The sequence below is a fragment of the Rhodovulum strictum genome, from assembly GCF_009649175.1.
Lineage (GTDB): Bacteria > Pseudomonadota > Alphaproteobacteria > Rhodobacterales > Rhodobacteraceae > Rhodovulum > Rhodovulum strictum.
In genome coordinates this window covers 1-19,375 of the sequence record NZ_WJPO01000024.1, presented here as the reverse complement: position 1 = coordinate 19,375, position 19,375 = coordinate 1, and the positions used below count along the sequence as shown (strand labels likewise).

Below are 19,375 nucleotides of genomic sequence, written 5' to 3'. Positions count from 1 at the left end.
TTTACTCCTTCTTCGGCTGCAGATGGAGGACGCCATGTTCGACCCTTCGAGTTTCCGCCTGGACGGGCACGTCGCGTTGGTCACGGGCGCGGGGGCCGGGATCGGGCGCGGCATCGCCGAGATGTTCGCCGGCGCCGGCGCGGCCGTGGTCGTGAGCGACCTCAAGCAGGAGACCGCCGCGGCCGTCGCGGACGCCATCCTGGCCGCGGGTGGCAAGGCGGTGGGCATCGCATGCAACGTGACGAAGGAGGAAGACCTCGCGGCGGCCGTGAACACGGCGGTCGAGAAGTTCGGCGGGCTTACGATCCTTGTCAACAATGCCGGTGGCGGGGGGCCCAAGCCCTTCGACATGCCGATGGAGGATTTCCGCTGGGCCTATGAGATCAACGTCTTCGCGCCGTTCCGCCTGACCCAGCTGGCGGTACCGCACATGGAGAAGGTCGGCGGCGGCGCGGTGCTGAATATCTCGTCCATGTCGGCCGAGAACAAGAACGTGCGGATGGCCTCCTATTCCTCGTCGAAGGCCGCGATCAGCCATCTGACCCGCAACATCGCCTTCGATCTCGGCCCCAAGCGCATCCGCGTGAACGCCATCGCACCGGGTGCGATCCGTACCGATGCGCTGGCCACCGTCCTGACGCCCGAGGTGGAGGCGGCGATGCTGAAGCACACGCCGCTCAAGCGCCTCGGTCTTCCCAAAGACATCGCCGCCGCGGCGCTGTTCCTCTGCGCGCCTGCGTCCGATTGGGTCAGCGGGCAGATCCTCACCGTATCCGGCGGCGGGGTGCAGGAACTCGACTGAGCCGTGCCCCGACCGAACCGGACCAAATCTCAGAAGGGACCATGACATGAGCTTCGACGCCTTCGCGGAATTCCGCATGGACGGCCATAACGTCATCATCACGGGCGGCGCGCAGAACATCGGCGCGGGCATCGCCAAAACGCTGTCGGGCGCGGGCGCCAACGTGATGATCGCCGATCTCAACGGCGAAAAGGCCGCCGAAACGGCCGACGAGATCGCCAGGGAGACCGGCAACGACTGTCGCGGGATGGCATGCAACGTCACCGACAAGACGCAGATCGACGCGGTGGTGAAGGCCACTGTCGACGCCTTCGGTGGCATCTCGACGCTGGTGAACAACGTCGGCTGGGGCGGCCGCCAGGACAACCCGGCCGCGATCCCCGAGGACGAGTTCATCGCTTCCTACAAGTTGAACACGATCAGCGCCTATCGGATGAGCATGGCCTGCCTACCGTATCTCGAAAAGGCCGGGAACGCCTCGATCACCAATTCGGGCTCGTTCTCCTCGGCGGTGCCGGCCTATGACATCCTGCCGTATGCCACGGCCAAGGCCGCGCTGAACCAGATGATGGTCTCGCTGGCGCACATGCTGAACAAGCGGGTGCGGGTGAACTCGATCCTGATCGGCACCGTCATCACCGAGGGCTACGCCAGCGCCGGGATCACGCCCGAGATGCAGGAGCGGATGATGCATCCCGACAACCTGATCGGCCATCCCGGGCGGCCCCAGGACATCGCCAACGCCATGCTCTGGCTCTGCTCGCCCGCCGCGCAATGGGTCAGCGGGCAGACGATCAACGTCCATGGCGGCGGCAACGTGGTGCGCCTGTTCGGGGAATGAGGTGGGCTCCCGCGGTCGCCATCCGGTCCACGGCCTGACCGGCGCCGCGGCCATCGCCTGCGGCCTTTCGGGCGTGGCAGCCCAGGCGCAGGATGCCGGGATCGGCCAGTACGGCCCGTCGCTCCTGCCCTTGCCCGACGCCGCCGTGGGCCTGACGATCTCGCGCGTGGATGTCAGGCTCGCCGCGTCGAGCGGTGATCGCACGCGGGACGCCGTCGCGCTGCGGGCGGCCCGCGCCGCGACCGGGGCGCTGGTCGGACGCGAGTACCGGCCCGTTCTGGTCGACGCCGCGCTCGGGCACCTCGTGACGGACGGCACGCTGCGCGCGGCGACGCACCGCCCGGCCTACGAGGGCGCGCGGGATGCGCTGGGGATCGTCGTTACCCTCGACCTCGCGCCCGCGCCCCTGCCCGAGGCGCGCGAGGCCGCGCCGGGTTTCCCGGTGATCCATCAGGACGACCGGTCCAAGCTGACCTTCATCCTGAATACCGGCGTCGGCGTCTATTCCGACAGCAACGCCTGGTTCGGCGCGCCGGCGCTCTTCAACGGCTCCAACCCGCTGGCCGGAGAGCTTCCCGGCAGCGGCAGCACTTGGGCCGAGGCGTATCTCGAATTCGGGATCGGCGGCGCGACGCGGCTGGGCGAGACCGACTACTACCTCTTCGGCGCCGCGAGCGGGCTTTTCAGCGCTTCGCGCGGGCAGGACATCTTCCGCGATGACGGCCGCGACTTCCTGCACCCGGACAAGGGCTATGTCGGCCTGCTCTATGCCGACCCGGACAGCGGGAACTCGGCCCAGCTGTCCTTCGGTCGGCAGACCTGGACGCTGAACGACGGTTTCCTGATCTCGATGGTGGCCGGCTCGTCGAATGCGGGCGAGCGCGGGGCGACCTATCTCGGCCCGCGCAACACGACCGACTTCTCGGCGATCTTCACCCGAGAGTTCGGCCGCGCGCGCGTGGCGCTGTTCTACATCGACCCCGACGAGCTGGAGGATCTGGAGTCGAACACCACCTTCGCCGGTGCGAATTTCGGCTACGAGTTCACGGATGCCTTCTCGGCGGATGCAAGCGTCATCACGATTCATACCTCGGACTCGACCTACCGGACGCCGGGCGGCGACACGCTGGCGCGCGAGGGGACGACCACCTGGGGCCTGCATGGCCTCTACCGGCCGACGACGCCCGATCATTTCTGGCTGGAGGGCGAGGCCTACTACCAGACCAACGACGACTTCGCCATGTCGGCCAGGGCCTATTACGGCACCATCGGCCATATCTGGAAAAGCGTGCGCTGGAGCCCCAGCATCTCCTACCGGTTCGCCAGCTTTTCCGGCGACGACCCGGACACGGACAGCTTCGAGCGGTTCGATTCCATGATGAGCACGGGTCTCGGCAACTGGCTGCAAGGCGTGTCCTTCGGCAAGGTCTACCGCAACGCAAACCTGAACACCCACCGCATCCAGGCCAACCTGTCCCCGCGCGAGGGCATGAACCTCACCTTGACTTGGCACCGCCTGCGCGCCGACGAGATCAACAACATCGGTGGCAACCCGGCGCTCTCGACCCTGACATCGCGCGACCTAGGCGAGGAATACACCGCAACGCTGCGCTGGGCGCTCGACCGCAACAGGTATCTTCAGATCGTCGCCTCCCACGCGCTTCCCGGCAAGGCGCTGAAAACCATCGGCGCGGACGACCCTTGGACCACGCTTCAGGCCAGCCTCTACATCAGCTTCTGAGCACGCCCGCTCATCCGACCAACCGACCGGCAGCCCCGGCCCAGACATGGAAGACCGACATGACGGACGCTACCCCCCATACCATGACGACGCTCGGAATCCTCGTTGGCGCCTTGATCAGCGGGGTGATCAACGCCGTGATCAACGGCGCGATCCAGTTCTTCATCCTGCGCGGAACCAGCCCCATCCCGGTGTCGGTGGATTCGATCGGCACGGAGACCCACACCGTGCTGGGCTCGTCCGTGCCGCTGGCGGTGTCGCTTGCCATGATCCTGACCGCCGTCGCGCACTGGACCACGAAAGCGCCCAAGAAGCCGTTCATACCCACCACGCTCTGGCTGGTGATCAAGCACGGTCTTTTCGCCTTCGGTGCCGTCGTCGCCGGGGCGGTCTTGTGGCAGCACATCATGGGCACCGTCGAGGTGAGCCTCGGCACGGCCGTCCTGATCCTCGGCGTGGTCGCAGGGGTTGTCGCGGCCGTCGTGAACTACATGACCATTTCGGCAATCGTGGTACATGAGAAGTGACCCCGGACAACGCGAGCCAGATGCCTTGGGCTCAGCTGTTCGGGCTCGTCTTCATGACGATGGAACCGATCCGCGCCATTGCCACCTTCTCCGTCGTGGGCGAGAGCGACATGGAGCCGGGTGTGAAGGCCCTTGGCCGGCCGGTCTGCAGGTCTCGTGGCAGGCGCCTTCGTGCTGACCGTCCTGCTCGGGACCGGGGTGCTTTGCGCCTGGGGTATCTCCTTTCCGGTGCTCATCGGCGCCGGAGGCGTGGCACTCTTCGCCATGTCGCTCCAGGCCCTGCTGGCAACCCCGGCGGCGGAAAGGCAGGTCGACCCTGCGCAGATACAGGCCGCGGCGGTCCCGCTGATCTTCGCCTTGGCCTTTCCGGGGATCGAGACCAAGCTCGGCATCCTTGCCATGGTACTCGGCATGGTGGGTTTGAACTGGATCCTCATTTTGCGCGCCAAGGCGATCATGCGCATGATCGGACCGGTGCCGCTGCAACTGCTCGGTTTAGTATTCGGCGTCCTGCAATTCGCAGTCGCGCTCGAGTTCATGCGGGACGCAATGGCGATACTCTAGCCGCGGCGCCGGTGGCCGACGCATGGCAGATCATAGAGAGGGGGTGTCCATCCTGCTCGGGCGTGACAGCAGTTCGGCACGATGACAATTCTCAAAGACCGAGACGGAACGGCCGCGCGTTCGCTACAGACACCCCCTAGGCAATGGCGATGAGGCCATGTCGTCGCAGCTCTCCCGGGGCCTCTCGGCGCAGGAGTCCGACCCGCTTGTCATGGGCTGAATGCAGGGCTTGTGGCTGGACAGGTTGTCCATGACTACGATATTGCCGGGGCGCAGCTCACCCTTCGATCGCGCCAGCGCCCGCCATCGGCTGACGCTGGCTGCGCTGACGCCGAACCGCTCCGCCACGGCGCGATGGCTCGCGCCCTCGGCTACCGCCTTCAGGACGCGGGCGCGAAGATCGACGGACAGCGCTTTCACCATCATCGCCGGCCTCCTCCCCCGCGGATAGGTTGAATCAGAACTGCTCCCTCATGGGAATCCCCAACGATTCAGTTTGCTGGGACAACGCTCTAAGCTTCCTGCCGAAAAGAGAGGGCTGGGCTCCGACATCTGACGGTTTTGTTGGATATCCGAAAGACACCGCGCGGCATTGTTTCGCCGGACCCCGGCTTCGAAGGCGCAGCGAATGGCTGGAGTGACGGGCCGCACCGCGGCAACGGAAGCAGCGGCCGATGTCCGGAGAGCGCCGACCTTGCTCGTCCGCCCTGCTCGGTGTCGCCCAAGTGCGCCTGTCGCTTCCTGAGCACGGCGGCCAGCGATGCAGAGCGCCGCTGATCTCTGCGGGAACACTTCCGTCTCGACTTTTGATCGGACAAGACCTTTCGTGACCGCGGCTGTCCCTGGCTGAGGGCCTCGCGCCGGGAAGCTCCCGGCCTATGCCCGGCGCATCGGTCGACTGAGGCCGGGGGCGCGGCAGGCCCTAGTGAAAATCCCGGCTGGGAAAGAGGCGCCTGGCCTGGTCGCGCGGGTGGCGGGCCGAGGGGCGCAGGCTGCCGCCTGCGGGGCGGCGGGTCTCATCCGCGCGACCGTCATTGGCGGGGATCGGCACCGGTCGGCCGAGGGTGGCGAGCCGGGGCGACAGATCCTCGACCTGTTCGGCGATGACATGCACCACCGGGCCGTCGCGTTCGATCCGGCCGGTGACGCGCAAGAGCCGCCCGGCGATCACGGCCTGGCGGAAGCGTTCGTAGACCCGCGTCCAGACCACCACATTCGCCACGCCGGTTTCGTCCTCGAGCGTCACGAAGATCACGCCCGAGGCGGTGCCGGGCCGCTGGCGGGTGATGACAAGGCCGGCGACGGTGACGCGGCCGCTCGCCCCGGCCAGCCGGTCATGGGGCAGGCTTTCGGGCAGGGCCGGGCGCAGCAGTTCCAGCGGATGGGCGCGCAACGAGAGCCGCAGCGACAGGTAATCCTCGATCACCTCCTGCCCCAGCGTCATCGCCGGCAGCTCGAGCGCGGGCTCCGCGCCGCCCTCGCCATCCGCGCCGAACAGCGGCAGCGGCGCAGGCGCCCGCAACGCGCGCGCGGCCCAGAGCGCATCGCGGCGGGCAAGGCCCAGGGCGGCAAAGGCGTCGCCCTCGGCCAGCCGTTCCAGCGCCTCCGGCCCGACCCCCGCCCGGCGCCACAGGCTTTCGACATCCGGGTAGCCATTGCCGCGGGCGGCGGCGATCCAGGCGGCATCCTCCGCGCGCAGGCCCTTGATCTGGCGAAACCCCAGCCGCAGCGCCAGCGCCCCGTCCGAGCGCGGCTCCAGCGTGCAGTCCCGGTCGGAATGGTTGACAGAGACGGGCCGTACCTCGACCCCGTGCTCGCGCGCGTCGCGGACAAGCTGCGCGGGGGCGTAGAAGCCCATCGGCTGGCTGTTCAGCAGGGCGCAGGCAAAGATCGCCGGGTGGTGGCATTTCAGCCAGGCCGAGACATAGACAAGGCGTGCAAAGCTGGCCGCGTGGCTTTCGGGGAACCCGTAGGAGCCGAAGCCCTCGATCTGGGCAAAGCAGCGTTCGGCGAAACCGGCATCATGGCCGCGCTCCAGCATCCCCGACACGAACCGGTCGCGGAAACCGCCGATGGTGCCCATCCGCTTGAAGGTTGCAAGGCTGCGGCGCAGCCGGTCGGCCTCGGCCGGTGTGAAGCCCGCGGCGACCACGGCGATCTGCATCGCCTGTTCCTGGAACAGCGGCACGCCATAGGTGCGGCCCAGCACCTCCATCATCGCGGGGCCCAGATCCTCGACCGGCTCGCGGCCCATGCGGCGGTTCAGGAAGGGATGCACCATGCCGCCCTGGATCGGGCCGGGGCGGACGATGGCGACCTCGCAGACCAGGTCGTAGAACTTGCGCGGCCGCATCCGGGGCAGGAAGTTCAACTGCGCCCGGCTTTCGACCTGGAACACACCCACGGCATCGGCCCGGCAGAGCATGTCATAGACCGCCCGGTCCTCGGGCGGGACATTGGCCAGCGTCAGGCGGCGCTTGCGGTGGATTTCCAGAAGCCCGAACGCCTTGCGGATCGCGGTCAGCATCCCCAGCGCAAGGATGTCCACCTTCATCAGCCCCAGCGCGTCGATATCGTCCTTGTCCCATTCGATGATGGTGCGATCCTCCATCGCGGCGTTCTCGATCGGGCACAACTCGTCCAGCCGACCCTGGGTGATGACGAAGCCGCCGACATGCTGGGAAAGGTGGCGGGGAAAGCCGATGATCTCGGCGATCAGGCGGGTGGCCAGCATCACGCGATGGTCGGCGGGATCGAGCCCGGCCTCGCGCAGCCGGTCCTCGCCCGGCGCGGTCGCGGACCAGCCCCAGATCTGGCCCGACAGCCGCGCGATCACGTCCTGGCTCAGCCCCATGACCTTGCCCACCTCGCGGATCGCGGCGCGGCTTCGGAAATGGATCACGGTGGCGGTCAGCCCGGCGCGTTCGCGGCTGTAGCGGTCATAGATCCACTGGATCACCTCCTCGCGCCGCTCATGCTCGAAATCCACGTCGATATCGGGCGGCTCGCCGCGCTCTTTCGAGATGAAGCGTTCGAAGATCAGGGTGATGGACTCGGGCGGCACCTCGGTGATGCCAAGCAGGTAGCAGACCACCGAATTGGCCGCCGAGCCGCGGCCCTGGGCAAGGATCCCCTTCGAGCGGGCAAAGGCCACGATGTCGTGCACCGTCAGGAAATAGGGCGCATAGCCGACCTCGCGGATCAGGGTCAGTTCCTTGTCGACGCGTGCGACGATCTTCGGCGGCGGGCCTTCGGGATAGCGCCACGAAAGCCCCTCGCGCGTCAGCCGTTCCAGCCGGTCCTGCGCGGGTTCGCCGTTCAGCGCCTCGTCCGGGTATTGATAGCGCAGGTCATCCAGCCGGAAGGCGCAGGCATCGGCAATTTCCAGCGTGCGGCGGATCGCGGCGGGATAGCGGTGGAACAGCCGCGCCATCTCGGCCCCCGATTTCAGCCGCCTTTCGCCATTGGCAAGGCGCCGGGTGCCGATGCTGTCGATGGTGCAGCCCTCGCGCAGGCAGGTCAGCACATCGGCCAGCGGGCGGCGGGCGGCGCGATGCATCAGCACCTCGCCCACCGCCACCATCGGCATCCCGGTCGCCTGCGCCATCCCCGCAAGCCGGTCAAGCCGGGCCTGGTCGCGCCCGTCATATTGCGGCGCCGCCCCCAGAAAGCAGCGCCCCGGAAAGCGGCGCGCAAGGCGGCGCAGGTCCGGAGGGGTGGCGTGCTCCATCGGGTCGGGGGGCAGCGCGATCAGGATCAGCCCCTCGCCCCATTCCTCGAGATCGGCGCGGGTCAGGTGGCATTGACCCTTGGCCGCCCGCCGCTTACCGAGCGACAGCATCCGCGTCAGCCGCGACCAGGCGGCGGCATCGGTGGGCAGCGCCAGCCACTCCACCGGGCTGTCGGCCAGCACCAGCCGCGCCCCCACGATCAGCTTCGGCAGCATCGCGGCCCGGGCGATGGCCGCGCTGCCCGCCGCGACGCTCTGCCGGCTGGAATGGTCCATCACCCGCTGCGAGCGGATCGCGGGGCCTTCATCCGCCAGCCGCGCCAGTTCCTTCAGCGCCGAGAACGCCCGCACCACCCCCGCGACCGAATTGCGGTCGGTGATCGCGATGGCGTCCAGCCCCAGTTCGGCGGCGCGCACCACCAGTTCCTCGGGATGCGAGGCGCCGGTCAGGAAGGTGAAATTGGTGGTGACGCACAGCTCGGCATAGCGGGTCATGCGAATTCCCCCTGCACCTGCCAGCCGGGCGCCAGCGGGGTATGAAACAGCCACAGCCGCGGGCCCTGTTTCGTCTCGATCCGCCAGTAATCGCGCAGCCCCGTGCGCCAGGCCGGATCGTCCAGCCACCATTCCGGTGCAATGCGTTCGGGGCCGATGGCGCGCAGCGTGGCGAACTCCATCCGCCGCCATCGAAACCGCGCGGGCGGGTGGCCGGAAACCGCACTGACAGGCTCGGGCGGAAAGAGCGTGATCGGCCGGGCGGGACCGCGGCGCGGCGGTTCCGGGGCGGGGGCGCTATAGGCGGCAGGGGCGATCAGGAAACTGCGCTCGGGGATGCGGCTGTCGGCGGGCAGCAGGCGCAGCACCCGGTCAAAGCCGATCCGGTTGCCCAGCCGCGAGACCAGGTCGGCCAGCGCATCCTCGCCCCGCACCGCCGCGCCGCCACCGCCGATCTGCTCGGGCGCCAGCGGTTCGGTGACGGGCGCGCTCAGCCGCAGCGCGTCGATGCCGAAACCGGCGTCGATCTCCTGCACGCCCTTGACGAACAGCGCCGCGATCCGGTCGGGGTCGCGCAGCGGGCGGGCCAGGCCGATCTCGACATGGGCAACGCCGCGATCCACCCGGCGCAGTTCCAGCCGCAGCCGCCGCGCGCCGCGCTGATGCAGGGCCAGCGTCCGGCAAAGCCGCTCGAGCAGGCGGCCCAGTCCCGCCATCACATCGGCCTGCAACCCGATCGGCTCGGGCAGGGTCATCCGCACCCCGAAATGCGGGGGATCGGGGGCCGCGGCCACCGGCTCGGGCTGATGGCCCAGGATCTGGTCCAGCCGCAGCACCAGCCCCGGCCCGAAGCGCCGGGCCAGCGGCGCCCGCGGCAGCGCGGTCAGATCGGCGATGCGGGTCAGCCCCACGCGCGCCAGCGCCTCGGCCGTCGCATGGTCGATGCGCAGCGCCGAGACCGGCAGCCGCCCGACCCCTTCGGACAGCGCGCCCTCGGCCAGGATCCCGCCGCCATGGCGCGCCAGCGCATGGGCCGCGCCGCGGCTGTCGGCGATGGCGCTGGCCGCCGTCAGCCCCGCGCGGTCCAGCCGGGCATGCAGATCGGCGCGCAGCTCTTCCTCGCCGCCGAAAAGATGCGCAACGCCGGTGATGTCGGCGATCAGCCCGTCCGGCCCGTCGCTGGCCACCATCGGCGCATAGCGCCCCGCCCAGCGGCGCAGGCTGGCCAGCGCCGCCGCCTCGCGCGCCAGATCGGCGGGGCGGGTGGCCAGCTCGGGGCAGATCGCGCGGGCATCGGCCAGCGCCATGCCGCGCGACAGCCCGCGCACCTCGGCCTCAGGCGTCAGGCAGTGCAGATGGTCGGCATTGCCCCTGCGCAGGGTCAGCGCGAAGGGCCCCGGGACGGGGCGGCGGCGCAGGCTCGTGTCGCTCGCCAGTCGCGGAAACCAGATCGAAAGCAGCCGACGCGCCATCCCAGTTCACAATCCAGCGTCCCGTAGTTCCTCTTTTGTTCTTGATACGTGACCAGCACTGCAGAGTCGAGTCCGCCGCATCGGCGGCACGGGGCGCACAGTGCCAGCGCGTCTCGGCGGCATTGCTGCCCGCGCCATCGCGGATCAGGATCAGGCCCGTGGTCTGCCCGGCTTCGGCCGCCAGTTGAAACCGGCGACCCGCGGTCAGCGACAGGGGCTTTTCCGGCTCGGCGATCACCAGGCCGACAGGGGCGGCGCGCAGCGATTCCTCGATCGCCCACAGCAGGTCGGTCTCGCCCTTCGGCCGCACCAGGTGCAGACGGCTGGCGATTCCCGGCGGCAGGCCGGGCGGCATCGGCATCTGCGGGGCATGGGCGGGCAGGATCCAGACCAGCGGCCCGGGATGGCGCGCGGCCTGGAACACCGCAAAGGCCCGACGGCCCGGCCCCTCGGCCTCGTGCACACGGGCGGGACGAAGGGCAAGCGGATCCGGCATCGGTGTTCGCATTCCTGGCCCGTGATGACTGCTCACCCTCCGGCAGCGGTTTCTCCCCTTGCTGCCCGGACCTTTCGACGCCGATGGCCGGCAAGCGGCCGGGCATGGAGCGGCGGCGGCGGACCGGGGTGGGGGCAAAGGAGAACAATAGGGGAACGCCGGCGCGCAGACAAGGGATTCGCCACCGCTGCATCGGGATGACGGCAGGGCAGACCTTTGTGCTCGCAAACAGATGCCGACGCTGCCGCATGATCGGATTGCTCTGTCATGGCAGATAGATCATCGACCTTGAGCGCTGGCCCCCGATATCCTATGAGAGCCGCCGGTCGGTTCCTGATCCCTGCCGGCATGTTGAGGAGTGCTCCGTGTACCTGGTTATTCGTGCCGCCTCGGCAATGCTTGCATTGGTCTTCCTCGTGACAACTGCCGAAGCACAGAGAATCGAGGGGCGGCTGGTTCATGTGCGAGACGCGGACACCATCGAGATTGCCTCGTCACGTGGACGCATCGCGGTGCGCTTGAACGGTGTGGACAGCCCCGAACTCAATGAGCGTGGCGGTCGCGCTGGAAAGGAATGGGTGGAGCGCACCTATCGGGGCAAGATGATGAGCTGTATTCTCAACGGGCAGCGCAGCTATGATCGCTGGGTGGGGATCTGCCATGATCCGAATGGAAATGACATTGGCGCGGCGATAATCGCAGCGGGTCATGGGCGGGATTGCCCGCGCTACTCGGGCGGACGCTACCGCAAGTTCGAGACGAACAAGTCGCGCGACATTCCCCTGAAGCCCTATTGTCGCGCGCGTTGAAAACTCGACCAGACCGGACAGGCGGGACACAGCGATTGGCCGCCCCACGGCAATCGCCCGGCGTGGAAGAATTCGCCGGGACAATCGGCACAATCACGTGCTCCTGGCCGCGTTTGCGCTCACGATGCAAGCCTGAGCTCCCGCGCCACCCCGGGACGCGTTCTGACGGCCGTGCGGTTCCCAACCGGCATGACCGATCACGGCCCCTTCGGCGCAAGCGTGCCGGCGTCCCGGATGCGTGGTGACCCGTTCAAGCATATTCCGCAATGATCGAGCGCGTGGTTTGCACGGCGGCGACGAGCCCCGCCTGGTCCGCGCCAGCTATGCCCAACCGGTCCAGGTCGATCGTCAGGGGCGCCGGCTCCGAATTCACCGCGCCCGCGAGCGCGCGGGCCGCCCGGCCACGGGCACGCGAGGACCTCGTCGGTTCGAGCCGTGCGTCACCAGCCGGCGCGATGTCCGATCCCGCGGCGGCCCCCGCCTCCGGCATCACTGCGCCCGACGCTTTCACGGCCATCAGCTCCCGCATCAGCCGTTCCACAGTCCCACGGGTTTCCGCAATCTGCCGATCTCGCCGCAGCCCGTCTTCATCCGGATACGGGAAAGTCCCGGCTTGGCCGGCATGCAGTACCTTCAGCGCCGGGTCCTCGAAATACTTGATCCGCCGTGCCCGGATCGGCATCTGCGCGTCGATCACGAGGATCACCTCGTCCAGATCCATGCGGCGAGCCTGGTCCTCGGTCAGCAGCGGGGTGTCCTCGGTCCGTTCGGAAACGCTGCGCCCCTCGAAGGGATTACGCCCGACGGCGCGGGATCGGGTCACCACGCGCTTGGTGGTCTTGCCGACAGCCTGGCTCAGCTCCTCGATGGTCTTCTGCTCGGACGGGGTGAGGTAGAGCTTCACGCCAGCACCGCCCTGAAGCGAGCGACGGGTATTCTCGCCATAGATCTCGTCGAGCGCCGGGATGGTCTGGGTGACAATGGCGAGGTTGCCGCCGAATGACCGCAGCGTCTTGATGCTCTCGGCCACGATCGGCATTTTCCCGAGCCGGTCGAACTCGTCGAGCATGATCATCACGGGCCAGGGCTCATCCTCCCCGGGCTCCTGCGCCTGCAGCGAAGCGATCAGGTCGGAGAAGAACAGCCGGATCAGCGGGGCCAGGGGCCGGATCATCTCGGACTCGACCACGAGATAGATCGCATGCGGGCGGCGCCGGATGTCCCGGAAGGAGAAGTCGGAGGTCGCGGTCGCCGCGTCGATCGCGCGGTTGTCCCAGGTGTCGAGACCCGAGGTCATCAGGAGCGACAGGTAAGAGGTCAGGGTGTCGTTGTTGGTCGACGCCATGCGCTCGAAGATCAGCTTGGCGGACTTGTTCCTCACCTCCTGGGAGCGCTTGAGGTATTCCTTCTGCTTGTCGCCGCCGGAGGCGGTGATGCGGTAGATCTCGCCGATGGTGGGCACCCCGCGCTCGAAGGCCAGAAGGCCCGCCGCGACGAAGAGATCGATACCGCCTGCCAGGAGCCCGCTCAGCTTCTCGTTGTCGGTTTGCAGGAAGAGCTTGGCGGTGAGCTTCAGCTCCATCTGCTGCCGGTCGGGATTGGTCATGGCCGCGATGCGCGCCAGCGGGTTGTAGCGGTGCGTCGGGCGGTCCCAGTCGGTCGGGGCGAACCGGAAGACCTTGTCGCCCATGCTGGCGCGGAAGCGCGCGGTCTCGCGGAAGTTCTCGCCCTTCACATCGAGCACCACAGCTGAGCCCTTGTAGGTGAGCAGGTTCGGGATCACGAAACCAACGCCCTTGCCCCGGCCCGTCGGGGCCACGATCAGCGCATGCGGAAAGGTCTTGGAGACGAGGAAGGGACGCTTCGAGTTCGGGGGGCCGAGCTTGCCCAGAAGGAAGCCGCCGCCCGGCTTGGCGAAGAACCCGTTGCGCTTCATCTCGCCCCGGGTCTGCCAATGCGTCGTGCCGAACCGGGTCAGCGCCTCGCCCAGAAGCGTGATGCCGAGCAGGAATGCCGCCAGACCGCTTACCCCGAGGATCAGGTTCACCCAGAGGAAATCCCGCGGGGCGTTGGCCCCCAACGCGTTGTATTCCCGCGCAAGCAGCGTGAAATCGATCCGCTCGGTCGAGAGCCCGTAGCGCAGGGTCAGGTAGCCCGTTGCCACGACATAGCCGATGGCAAGACCGATCAGCGTGAGGCTGAGGATCCCGCCCGCGATCCTGCCCTTATCCATGGGTGATCCCCTTCTCGCCATGCGCCGCGGCGTGACGCGCGCGCTGCGCCTCGATCTGTTCCTCGGCCAGGGCGTCCAGCACCCGCTCCATGGCAGGGCCGTGCGCGGTAACCTCACTGCTTTCGAGATAGGCCTTGGCGAGTTCCAACTGGCGCAGCGGATGCTCGGTGAACTTCTCCAGCACATCGGCATGGCCAGCACGCAGGGCGGTGACCGCGTTCGGGGACAGGTTGCGGTCGATCTGCGCGACCAGGCGCTGCCCGGCCGTCTCGGTGAGCGGCTCCATATCCCCGGCCTCGGCCCGCTGCAGGAACGTCAGCACATCTGGGGCAGTCTCGGCCATAAAGCGCCGTTCGGCATAATCCTGCCGGGCCTTGTCCTCGATGTCGAAGCTCCGCTCGCTGATATAGGCGCGTGAGGCGCCCTCGGCATGCAGATGACCAATCTCTTTCTGAATGGTCGCCTTGAGATCGCCATCCGGCATTTCAGCGCGGTAGCGCGCAATCGTACGAAGCTCCTCAGTGATCGGACCCAAACGGTCGTAGGGATCCCGCAACGCAAGATCCATGTCGCCGACATGAAGCCTGCGGTCCTTCTCCTCGACAGCGAACTCCTGCGGCTTGCGGCTGTCGGTGATCTTGTCCCAGGCCATCGAGGCCAGTTCGGCATGGTCGGGCGATCGCTGGGCATAGGCGTTGAAGGCGGCACGGGCCTCTTCCACCTCGATTGCCCCTGCCCGGCGGACTGAGGGATCATCCGAGAATGGGTAGTTGAAATCCGTCCGGCGGAACTGAGCGACCAGCTGCTGGAAGTCCTGCCGCTCGGACGGCGCAAAGACGTCCGGGCGCGCCTCGGTGAGATCGCGTTCCGGCAACGTCAGACGCGAGGCCAGCGCAACCTCGGCGTCGTCCGTCTTTTCCACATCGCCAAGCGCCCGCAGGATGCGCGCGTCTGTCAGGACGTCACCCAGGCGGACATGAACGGCTTCCAGCCGGTCGAGCGCTTCCTCGCGATCCTCGCCCTTCTCCAGATCGAGATCGCCGGCCCTGGCGATGGCGCGCAGATCCTGCGCCAGCCACTGCCGTTCGAGTGCTGCATTTCCCGCACCCTCCCGCATGCGGGCGGCAACGGCCTCGGGATCGATGCCGGTACCTTGCAGCGCCTCGGTGAGACGTGCCTTCACCGCATCGTCGTCGAGGCGCACTAACTGGTCCTCGCGCATGTTGGCCCGGGCGTAGACGCCGTCCCGGGATGGCGCATCGAGCAGTGCGGCCGAGCGATCCCCGAGCGGGTTGAGATGCGCGACAGAGGCCAGGACATCGGTAAGCTTGCGCTCGATCTCCGGCCGCTCGGCGGCCGGCGCCCGGTCGATCGCCGTCTCGATCTGACGGACGTTCCTGGAAAACTCGGTGATCAGCGTGTCGAACGCTGTTTCGTCTTTGGACATGTAGATGGCTCCATCAGATTGGATCTGACCGCCACTGGCAAGGATGGTGCTGGCCCGCGCGAGCGCCTCGGCCACGTCATCGAAGTTCGACCGGGACGCCTCGACAGCCAGCCCCCGATAGGTCAGCGCATTGCGCGCCACCGTCTGGAGGGCTGCCGCCAGATCGCCGCCCATGCGCTGACGCTCGACCGGTGGCCGGCCCTCGTCACGGGCCTTGTAGACCTCATCGATCTCGGCGCGGTAGGTCGTGACCCCCCGGTCGAGACGCCGTGTCGCCTCGAGCCGGATCCCGTGGACTTGCGCCGCCTCGACCATCGCCACCCGGAAGGCGTCGTAGTTGAAGTGGTGATCCTTCCCGAGAAAGAACATTTCGCCATCCTTGCTGCGGCGGTTCAGAACGATGTGCGCATGTGGATGCGCGCGATCTTGGTGTATTGCAGCAATGTAGTCGAAATGCGACCCCTCACCTTGAAAGAACCGCTCGCAGATCGCCTCGGTGATCGCGCGCACCTCCTCGCCTCTGGTCCCAACCGGAAAGGCCATCAGCAGATGCGAGGTATGGCCGAGCTTGGGGCTGTGCCGCTCGCCCCACTGGTTCACGAAGCGCCGCACAACCCGATCAATCTCCGCCCCGGTGAGGGTCTTCTTGCCATCATGGGTGCCGCGGCTGTCGAGGATGTGGATCGACTTGGTCGTCAGATAGGTGAGCTGGGCCTTGAGCTGCGCGCCGGTATGGCAGCCGCCCTTGGAGATCGGCTTGAAGATGGCCGGCGTATAGCCGCGCGCCGCCCGGACCATCTGCGCGCCCCTGGCAAGCCCCTGCCAGCTGCCGGAGACCCGGCTCCAGTCGCGGTCGAAAAGGGCGGGCCCGATGCCGCGGGCCTCACTCCGCGCCATGCTCCGCCCCGGGCCGCGCCAGACCGGCGAGGGCCCTGGTGACCTCGAGGTCCAGCGCGCGGCGGCGTGCGCGGAACATCTCCTGGATCTGGTCGGCCATGTCGAAGACGAGCACCGCGAGGTCGCGGATCTCGGTATGGCTGGCGGGCGTGTAGGGCAGACGCTCGCCCTTGAGCTTCGCCTCGTTCAGGCGCCGGGCGATCTGGTTGACGTTGTTGCCGACCCGGTTCAGTGCCGCGCTCAGCCCCCGCAACTCCTCTGTCATGGCGTCATCCGGGCGCAGGATGTCGTCGGCAGCCACGATGAGGCAGCGCAGGGCGTCCGAGCGATGGGCGATGCCGCGCCGCGCAAGGGCGGCGTCGAAGCCGCGAAGGTCGCGGTCGGTAACCCGCATGGTCAGCACACGGGTGCGGCTGTCATTGGCGGATACGGCGGACCGACCACGGCCGAGCACGTTGTAGACCGTCTTGGGCGAGACCTTCAGGGTCGCGCTGATTGCACGCACCGAGACGCCTTTCGCCCGCTCCCGGACGACCTGACGGCGCTCCTGATCGGTCAGTCTGCGACTGCTGCCCATGTGAAGTATACGTTCCTATTTCTTGCCAGTTTCGTACAAGCCCGCCTTCTCCCAGCGCAAGCGGAGAAGGCATCAAGGTCTTGTACTCAATGTAGAAAATCGGCCTACAGGGCCGATTTCACGTCTTCCGCCAAATGCACCGCGCCTTGCGCTCTCTGCATCGCGTCGCGCGTCCCCTGCACCGCGTCGTGCGCTCTTTGCGCCGCGCATCGCGTCCCTTGCAGCGCGTCTTCCGCGTTCTGCATCGCGCCCTCTGGCAAGTGGCAAATGTCGCGCGCAGCATTCTGCATCGCGTCCCGCGCTCCGCGTTCCGCGCATCGCGCTCTGCGCCGGGTGGCGAATGGCACCCGTCTTCTGTGTCCCGCATCGCGCTGTCCGCTGCGCGTCCCGCGTCTTGTGCATCGCGTCTTCTGCATCGCGCCCTCCGCGCGCCGCGGAACGTCTTGCGCTGGGTGCGTCACGTCCTCTGCGCCTCGCGCTTCGGCGGCCCGCACCGTGTCTTCTGCTTGACGCGCGCCAATCAACCGTATAGCGCCTTTCGTGTTGTTTTGCCCGCCTGCACCATCCTCGCCGAAAGCCCGCACCCATGCCGAACGACAATCTCGTGGTCATCGCCGCAATGGCCCGGAAAGGGGGGAGTGGCAAAACCACGCTCTCGCGGGCCTTGATCAGCGCCGCCGTGGCAGCCGGGCGCCGGGTCCTTCTGATCGATACAGACAGCACCGGGGTGCTCGGCGCCTGGCACAGGCGGGCCGATGCGGCGGGTCTGGGATCACCTCTCCTGCGCTCGGTATCGGTCGATACCGTCGGGGCCGTGGATCACTGGATCGAGCAGGCCTATGCGGCGGACGCGGCAGATTTCATCTTCATCGACACCGCAGGCGTAGGTGCCGAATGGTCGGACGGGATCGCAGTCCTCGCCGATCACATCGTCACGCCGGTCATGCTCTCGACCTCGGATCTCGATGTCGGCGCGCAGACCGCCGACTGGTTCGAAAAGCTGCGCTCCCGCGTCGACGATCCGGCGAGCCTGCCGCGCCATCACGTCGTCCTGAACATGGTCGACCAGAAAACCACCCGCGCGGATGCGGCCTTGATCGAGGCAGCGATTGCCCGGTTCCCGGTCATCGAGACCGTCATGATGCGGCGCAACGTCTACAAGGAGATGGACGAGAAAGGGCTTCTGCATGCGGTGGCCCAGCAGAAGCAGGCCGATCCCAATCCCCTGATGCGTCCGCATGTACGCCACGTGGTCGAAGCCCTGGAAGAGGCGGCCGACATCCTCAACGACATCCTGGCCGCGTGAGGTCAGAGCGTTGCGGAAGAGGATCCCCACCATCACCCGGCCTGACCCGACCTATGCCGCCGCGCTGAGGCCGGAGGGACAAGAAAACCCGGGAAGGGAAGAAGAAGGGCGGGCGGGGTGCCGCACCGGTGCCGAGAACCCGGCTCCGCCGGAACCTGCGGGGCCGGTGCCGCCGGTCCTGATCACGCCGGGCAGCACATCTGGTCGTTCGGGAACCATCCCCGGCGAGGATTTGTCGGCAATGCCCATGATGCCGCCGCCCGTTCAGCGCACGGCCACCACGCGAAAGATCGACATCCGGGTGAATGCACTCGCCCGGCAGGAGGCGGAACTCCTCGCCTGCGGGGTCGCGCCCGCCCAGGTCATCCGGGCCGCCCTGCGCCGCGCGGTCAGGAACTGGCAGGTCGGACCGGAGTTCGTACCGCCATCGACCGAACCGCGCAGCCGGAATACGGCATGGCGCGCGCGCACCTCCCTCGCTGTCGATCATGAGGCGCTGGCCGCTCTCCTGCGCGCCCATGATCCGCTCGACGTGTTGAGCAAATGGACTCTCATCCGTGGCCAGGTCGAGCCCCGTGTCTGGGCCGAAATCGACGCTCTGCTCGTCCAGATCAGGGCAGATGCCGCGTTGCAGCAAGAGGCCGGCCTGCCGGAAGTACCCTGTCCAAAAAGATAAGTTGCACTCGGCGCGGGAATTCCTCGCGCAATGCTCCGGTTAATCTTGCAGCTGCAGAATCCTCCCGTTAACACGACCGGCAAGTATTCATTGACCTCCATGTTCACCAGTTTTGATGTCCAGGTAAGAGGAGCGCATCATGTCCCCGAACACCCGCCTGACCGGCGAACCCATCTTGCGGATTCTCTGCAAGAAGACCGATACGCTCGTTGGCTATCTGTACCAGTGGAACAATGGCGATCTGCAACCCGCCTGGCTGAAAGAAGCCATGACCGAGGTGCGCTACGAGCCGATGGTCAAGGCCGCCTGAACGCACAAGCATGCACGCAGGAAAGACGACCCAAGGCAGTTCAGGGTATCGGCACCACCGAAAGACGCGCGCCTGATGAGTTATGGAATGGGTCCCTATAGCTCATGCGCTGGAACTGGACGCACCCTGACTGGCCGAACTTCCGCTAGACAGCGCCGCCGTCGAACCTCTCGAGCGATGGTTCCGTTCGTCGTCTGGAGGAATTCTGGGGCGGTCCGCCATGTGACCGGCGGAGAGTGCGACCGGCTGCGGATAGAACGCCAGAGCGAAGAGGCAATCCGCACCAGCTTGATCGCGGGCGAGGTGCCGGACCGCGCAGGCGTGCAGTCCTCCTTGCGCCGCCAGTTCGGGCAGAAGGCTAACGGTGCACCAGCATGTGCGTTCCGGGCTCATCCGGTCAGCGATTCCGATAACATCCGGTCAGTAATTCCGATCTGATCCGGTCACGGATT

Annotated in this window: 16 protein-coding genes and 1 pseudogene; 10 read left to right on the top strand and 7 right to left on the bottom strand. The window is 67.4% G+C overall.

What is annotated here, in order from left to right:
* Positions 1-22 precede the first annotated feature (22 nt).
* From hdhA to GH815_RS13900, 5 genes are all read left to right on the top strand, one after another.
* Positions 23-802, top strand: a complete 780-nt coding sequence (hdhA, locus tag GH815_RS13920) for a 7-alpha-hydroxysteroid dehydrogenase (protein WP_246176445.1) — start codon at positions 23-25, stop codon at positions 800-802.
* A 46-nt stretch (positions 803-848) separates the two neighbouring features.
* Positions 849-1,643 carry an SDR family oxidoreductase gene (locus GH815_RS13915; protein WP_153749379.1) on the top strand — a complete coding sequence of 265 codons (795 nt, stop codon included), beginning with the start codon at positions 849-851 and terminating at the stop codon, positions 1,641-1,643.
* A gap of 1 nt (position 1,644) precedes the next feature.
* Positions 1,645-3,384 carry an alginate export family protein gene (locus GH815_RS13910; RefSeq protein ID WP_211365088.1) on the top strand — a complete coding sequence of 580 codons (1,740 nt, stop codon included), beginning with the start codon at positions 1,645-1,647 and terminating at the stop codon, positions 3,382-3,384.
* Positions 3,385-3,467: 83 nt separating this feature from the next.
* Entirely contained in the window at positions 3,468-3,911 is a 444-nt protein-coding gene (locus GH815_RS13905) for a hypothetical protein (protein WP_153749378.1), read from the top strand.
* 171 nt (positions 3,912-4,082) lie between these two features.
* Positions 4,083-4,475: a hypothetical protein gene (locus GH815_RS13900; protein ID WP_153749377.1), complete on the top strand. Its 393-nt coding sequence runs from the start codon at positions 4,083-4,085 to the stop codon at positions 4,473-4,475.
* A 267-nt stretch (positions 4,476-4,742) separates the two neighbouring features.
* Here GH815_RS13900 and GH815_RS13895 read toward each other — a convergent pair.
* The 4 genes and pseudogenes from GH815_RS13895 to GH815_RS19240 all read right to left on the bottom strand — a co-directional run.
* Positions 4,743-4,898: pseudogene (locus GH815_RS13895) on the bottom strand (helix-turn-helix domain-containing protein); the annotation flags it as partial.
* A gap of 499 nt (positions 4,899-5,397) precedes the next feature.
* Positions 5,398-8,700 carry an error-prone DNA polymerase gene (locus GH815_RS13890; protein WP_153749376.1) on the bottom strand — a complete coding sequence of 1,101 codons (3,303 nt, stop codon included), beginning with the start codon at positions 8,698-8,700 and terminating at the stop codon, positions 5,398-5,400.
* Positions 8,697-10,118 carry a Y-family DNA polymerase gene (locus tag GH815_RS13885; RefSeq protein WP_455363783.1) on the bottom strand — a complete coding sequence of 474 codons (1,422 nt, stop codon included), beginning with the start codon at positions 10,116-10,118 and terminating at the stop codon, positions 8,697-8,699. Before GH815_RS13885 ends, GH815_RS13890 begins: the two co-directional genes overlap by 4 nt.
* The gene (locus GH815_RS19240) at positions 10,036-10,668 is read right to left on the bottom strand and encodes a hypothetical protein (RefSeq protein WP_246176443.1); all 633 of its coding nucleotides are present in this window, start codon (positions 10,666-10,668) and stop codon (positions 10,036-10,038) included. The genes GH815_RS13885 and GH815_RS19240 overlap by 83 nt, the downstream gene beginning before the upstream one ends.
* 365 nt (positions 10,669-11,033) lie before the next feature.
* Between GH815_RS19240 and GH815_RS13875 the strand changes: the two genes are divergently transcribed.
* Positions 11,034-11,477, top strand: a complete 444-nt coding sequence (locus tag GH815_RS13875) for a thermonuclease family protein (RefSeq protein ID WP_343030884.1) — start codon at positions 11,034-11,036, stop codon at positions 11,475-11,477.
* A gap of 250 nt (positions 11,478-11,727) precedes the next feature.
* Here the strand turns inward: GH815_RS13875 and GH815_RS13870 are convergent, their stop codons facing one another.
* Genes GH815_RS13870 through GH815_RS13860 form a run of 3 tightly spaced genes read right to left on the bottom strand, consistent with a single transcriptional unit; the run spans position 11,728 to position 16,631 of the window.
* Complete coding sequence (locus GH815_RS13870) at positions 11,728-13,710, bottom strand: type IV secretory system conjugative DNA transfer family protein (RefSeq protein WP_153749374.1); 1,983 nt, start codon at positions 13,708-13,710, stop codon at positions 11,728-11,730.
* Positions 13,703-16,054 carry a relaxase/mobilization nuclease domain-containing protein gene (locus GH815_RS13865; protein ID WP_153749373.1) on the bottom strand — a complete coding sequence of 784 codons (2,352 nt, stop codon included), beginning with the start codon at positions 16,052-16,054 and terminating at the stop codon, positions 13,703-13,705. The genes GH815_RS13870 and GH815_RS13865 overlap by 8 nt, the downstream gene beginning before the upstream one ends.
* On the bottom strand, positions 16,041-16,631 hold the full coding sequence (locus GH815_RS13860) for a helix-turn-helix domain-containing protein (RefSeq protein WP_153749372.1): 591 nt from the start codon (positions 16,629-16,631) through the stop codon (positions 16,041-16,043). The genes GH815_RS13865 and GH815_RS13860 overlap by 14 nt, the downstream gene beginning before the upstream one ends.
* 586 nt (positions 16,632-17,217) lie before the next feature.
* On the opposite strand from GH815_RS13860, the gene GH815_RS13855 reads away from it, so the two are divergent.
* The 4 genes from GH815_RS13855 (at position 17,218) to GH815_RS19235 (ending at position 19,361) form a co-directional block, all read left to right on the top strand.
* Positions 17,218-17,937, top strand: coding sequence for a ParA family protein (locus GH815_RS13855; protein ID WP_153749371.1), 720 nt, complete (start codon positions 17,218-17,220; stop codon positions 17,935-17,937).
* A gap of 241 nt (positions 17,938-18,178) precedes the next feature.
* The gene (locus GH815_RS13850) at positions 18,179-18,613 is read left to right on the top strand and encodes a hypothetical protein (protein ID WP_246176442.1); all 435 of its coding nucleotides are present in this window, start codon (positions 18,179-18,181) and stop codon (positions 18,611-18,613) included.
* Between the two features lie 139 nt (positions 18,614-18,752).
* A complete protein-coding gene (locus tag GH815_RS13845; RefSeq protein WP_153749369.1) occupies positions 18,753-18,923 on the top strand; it encodes a hypothetical protein in 171 nt (56 codons plus the stop codon).
* A gap of 75 nt (positions 18,924-18,998) precedes the next feature.
* A complete protein-coding gene (locus GH815_RS19235; RefSeq protein WP_343030883.1) occupies positions 18,999-19,361 on the top strand; it encodes a DUF4172 domain-containing protein in 363 nt (120 codons plus the stop codon).
* The last annotated feature ends 14 nt before the right edge of the window (positions 19,362-19,375 follow it).

Bases quoted from the DNA above. Each gene is read 5' to 3' on its own strand.
- hdhA (WP_246176445.1), top strand. From the start codon at position 23: ATGGAGGACGCCATGTTCGACCCTTCGAGTTTCCGCCTGGACGGGCAC.
- GH815_RS13915 (WP_153749379.1), top strand. From the start codon at position 849: ATGAGCTTCGACGCCTTCGCGGAATTCCGCATGGACGGCCATAACGTC.
- GH815_RS13905 (WP_153749378.1), top strand. From the start codon at position 3,468: ATGACGACGCTCGGAATCCTCGTTGGCGCCTTGATCAGCGGGGTGATC.
- GH815_RS13890 (WP_153749376.1), bottom strand. From the start codon at position 8,700: ATGACCCGCTATGCCGAGCTGTGCGTCACCACCAATTTCACCTTCCTG.
- GH815_RS19240 (WP_246176443.1), bottom strand. From the start codon at position 10,668: ATGCCGGATCCGCTTGCCCTTCGTCCCGCCCGTGTGCACGAGGCCGAG.
- GH815_RS13870 (WP_153749374.1), bottom strand. From the start codon at position 13,710: ATGGATAAGGGCAGGATCGCGGGCGGGATCCTCAGCCTCACGCTGATC.
- GH815_RS13865 (WP_153749373.1), bottom strand. From the start codon at position 16,054: ATGGCGCGGAGTGAGGCCCGCGGCATCGGGCCCGCCCTTTTCGACCGC.
- GH815_RS13860 (WP_153749372.1), bottom strand. From the start codon at position 16,631: ATGGGCAGCAGTCGCAGACTGACCGATCAGGAGCGCCGTCAGGTCGTC.
- GH815_RS13855 (WP_153749371.1), top strand. From the start codon at position 17,218: ATGCCGAACGACAATCTCGTGGTCATCGCCGCAATGGCCCGGAAAGGG.
- GH815_RS13850 (WP_246176442.1), top strand. From the start codon at position 18,179: ATGCCCATGATGCCGCCGCCCGTTCAGCGCACGGCCACCACGCGAAAG.
- GH815_RS13845 (WP_153749369.1), top strand. From the start codon at position 18,753: ATGTCCCCGAACACCCGCCTGACCGGCGAACCCATCTTGCGGATTCTC.
- GH815_RS19235 (WP_343030883.1), top strand. From the start codon at position 18,999: ATGAGTTATGGAATGGGTCCCTATAGCTCATGCGCTGGAACTGGACGC.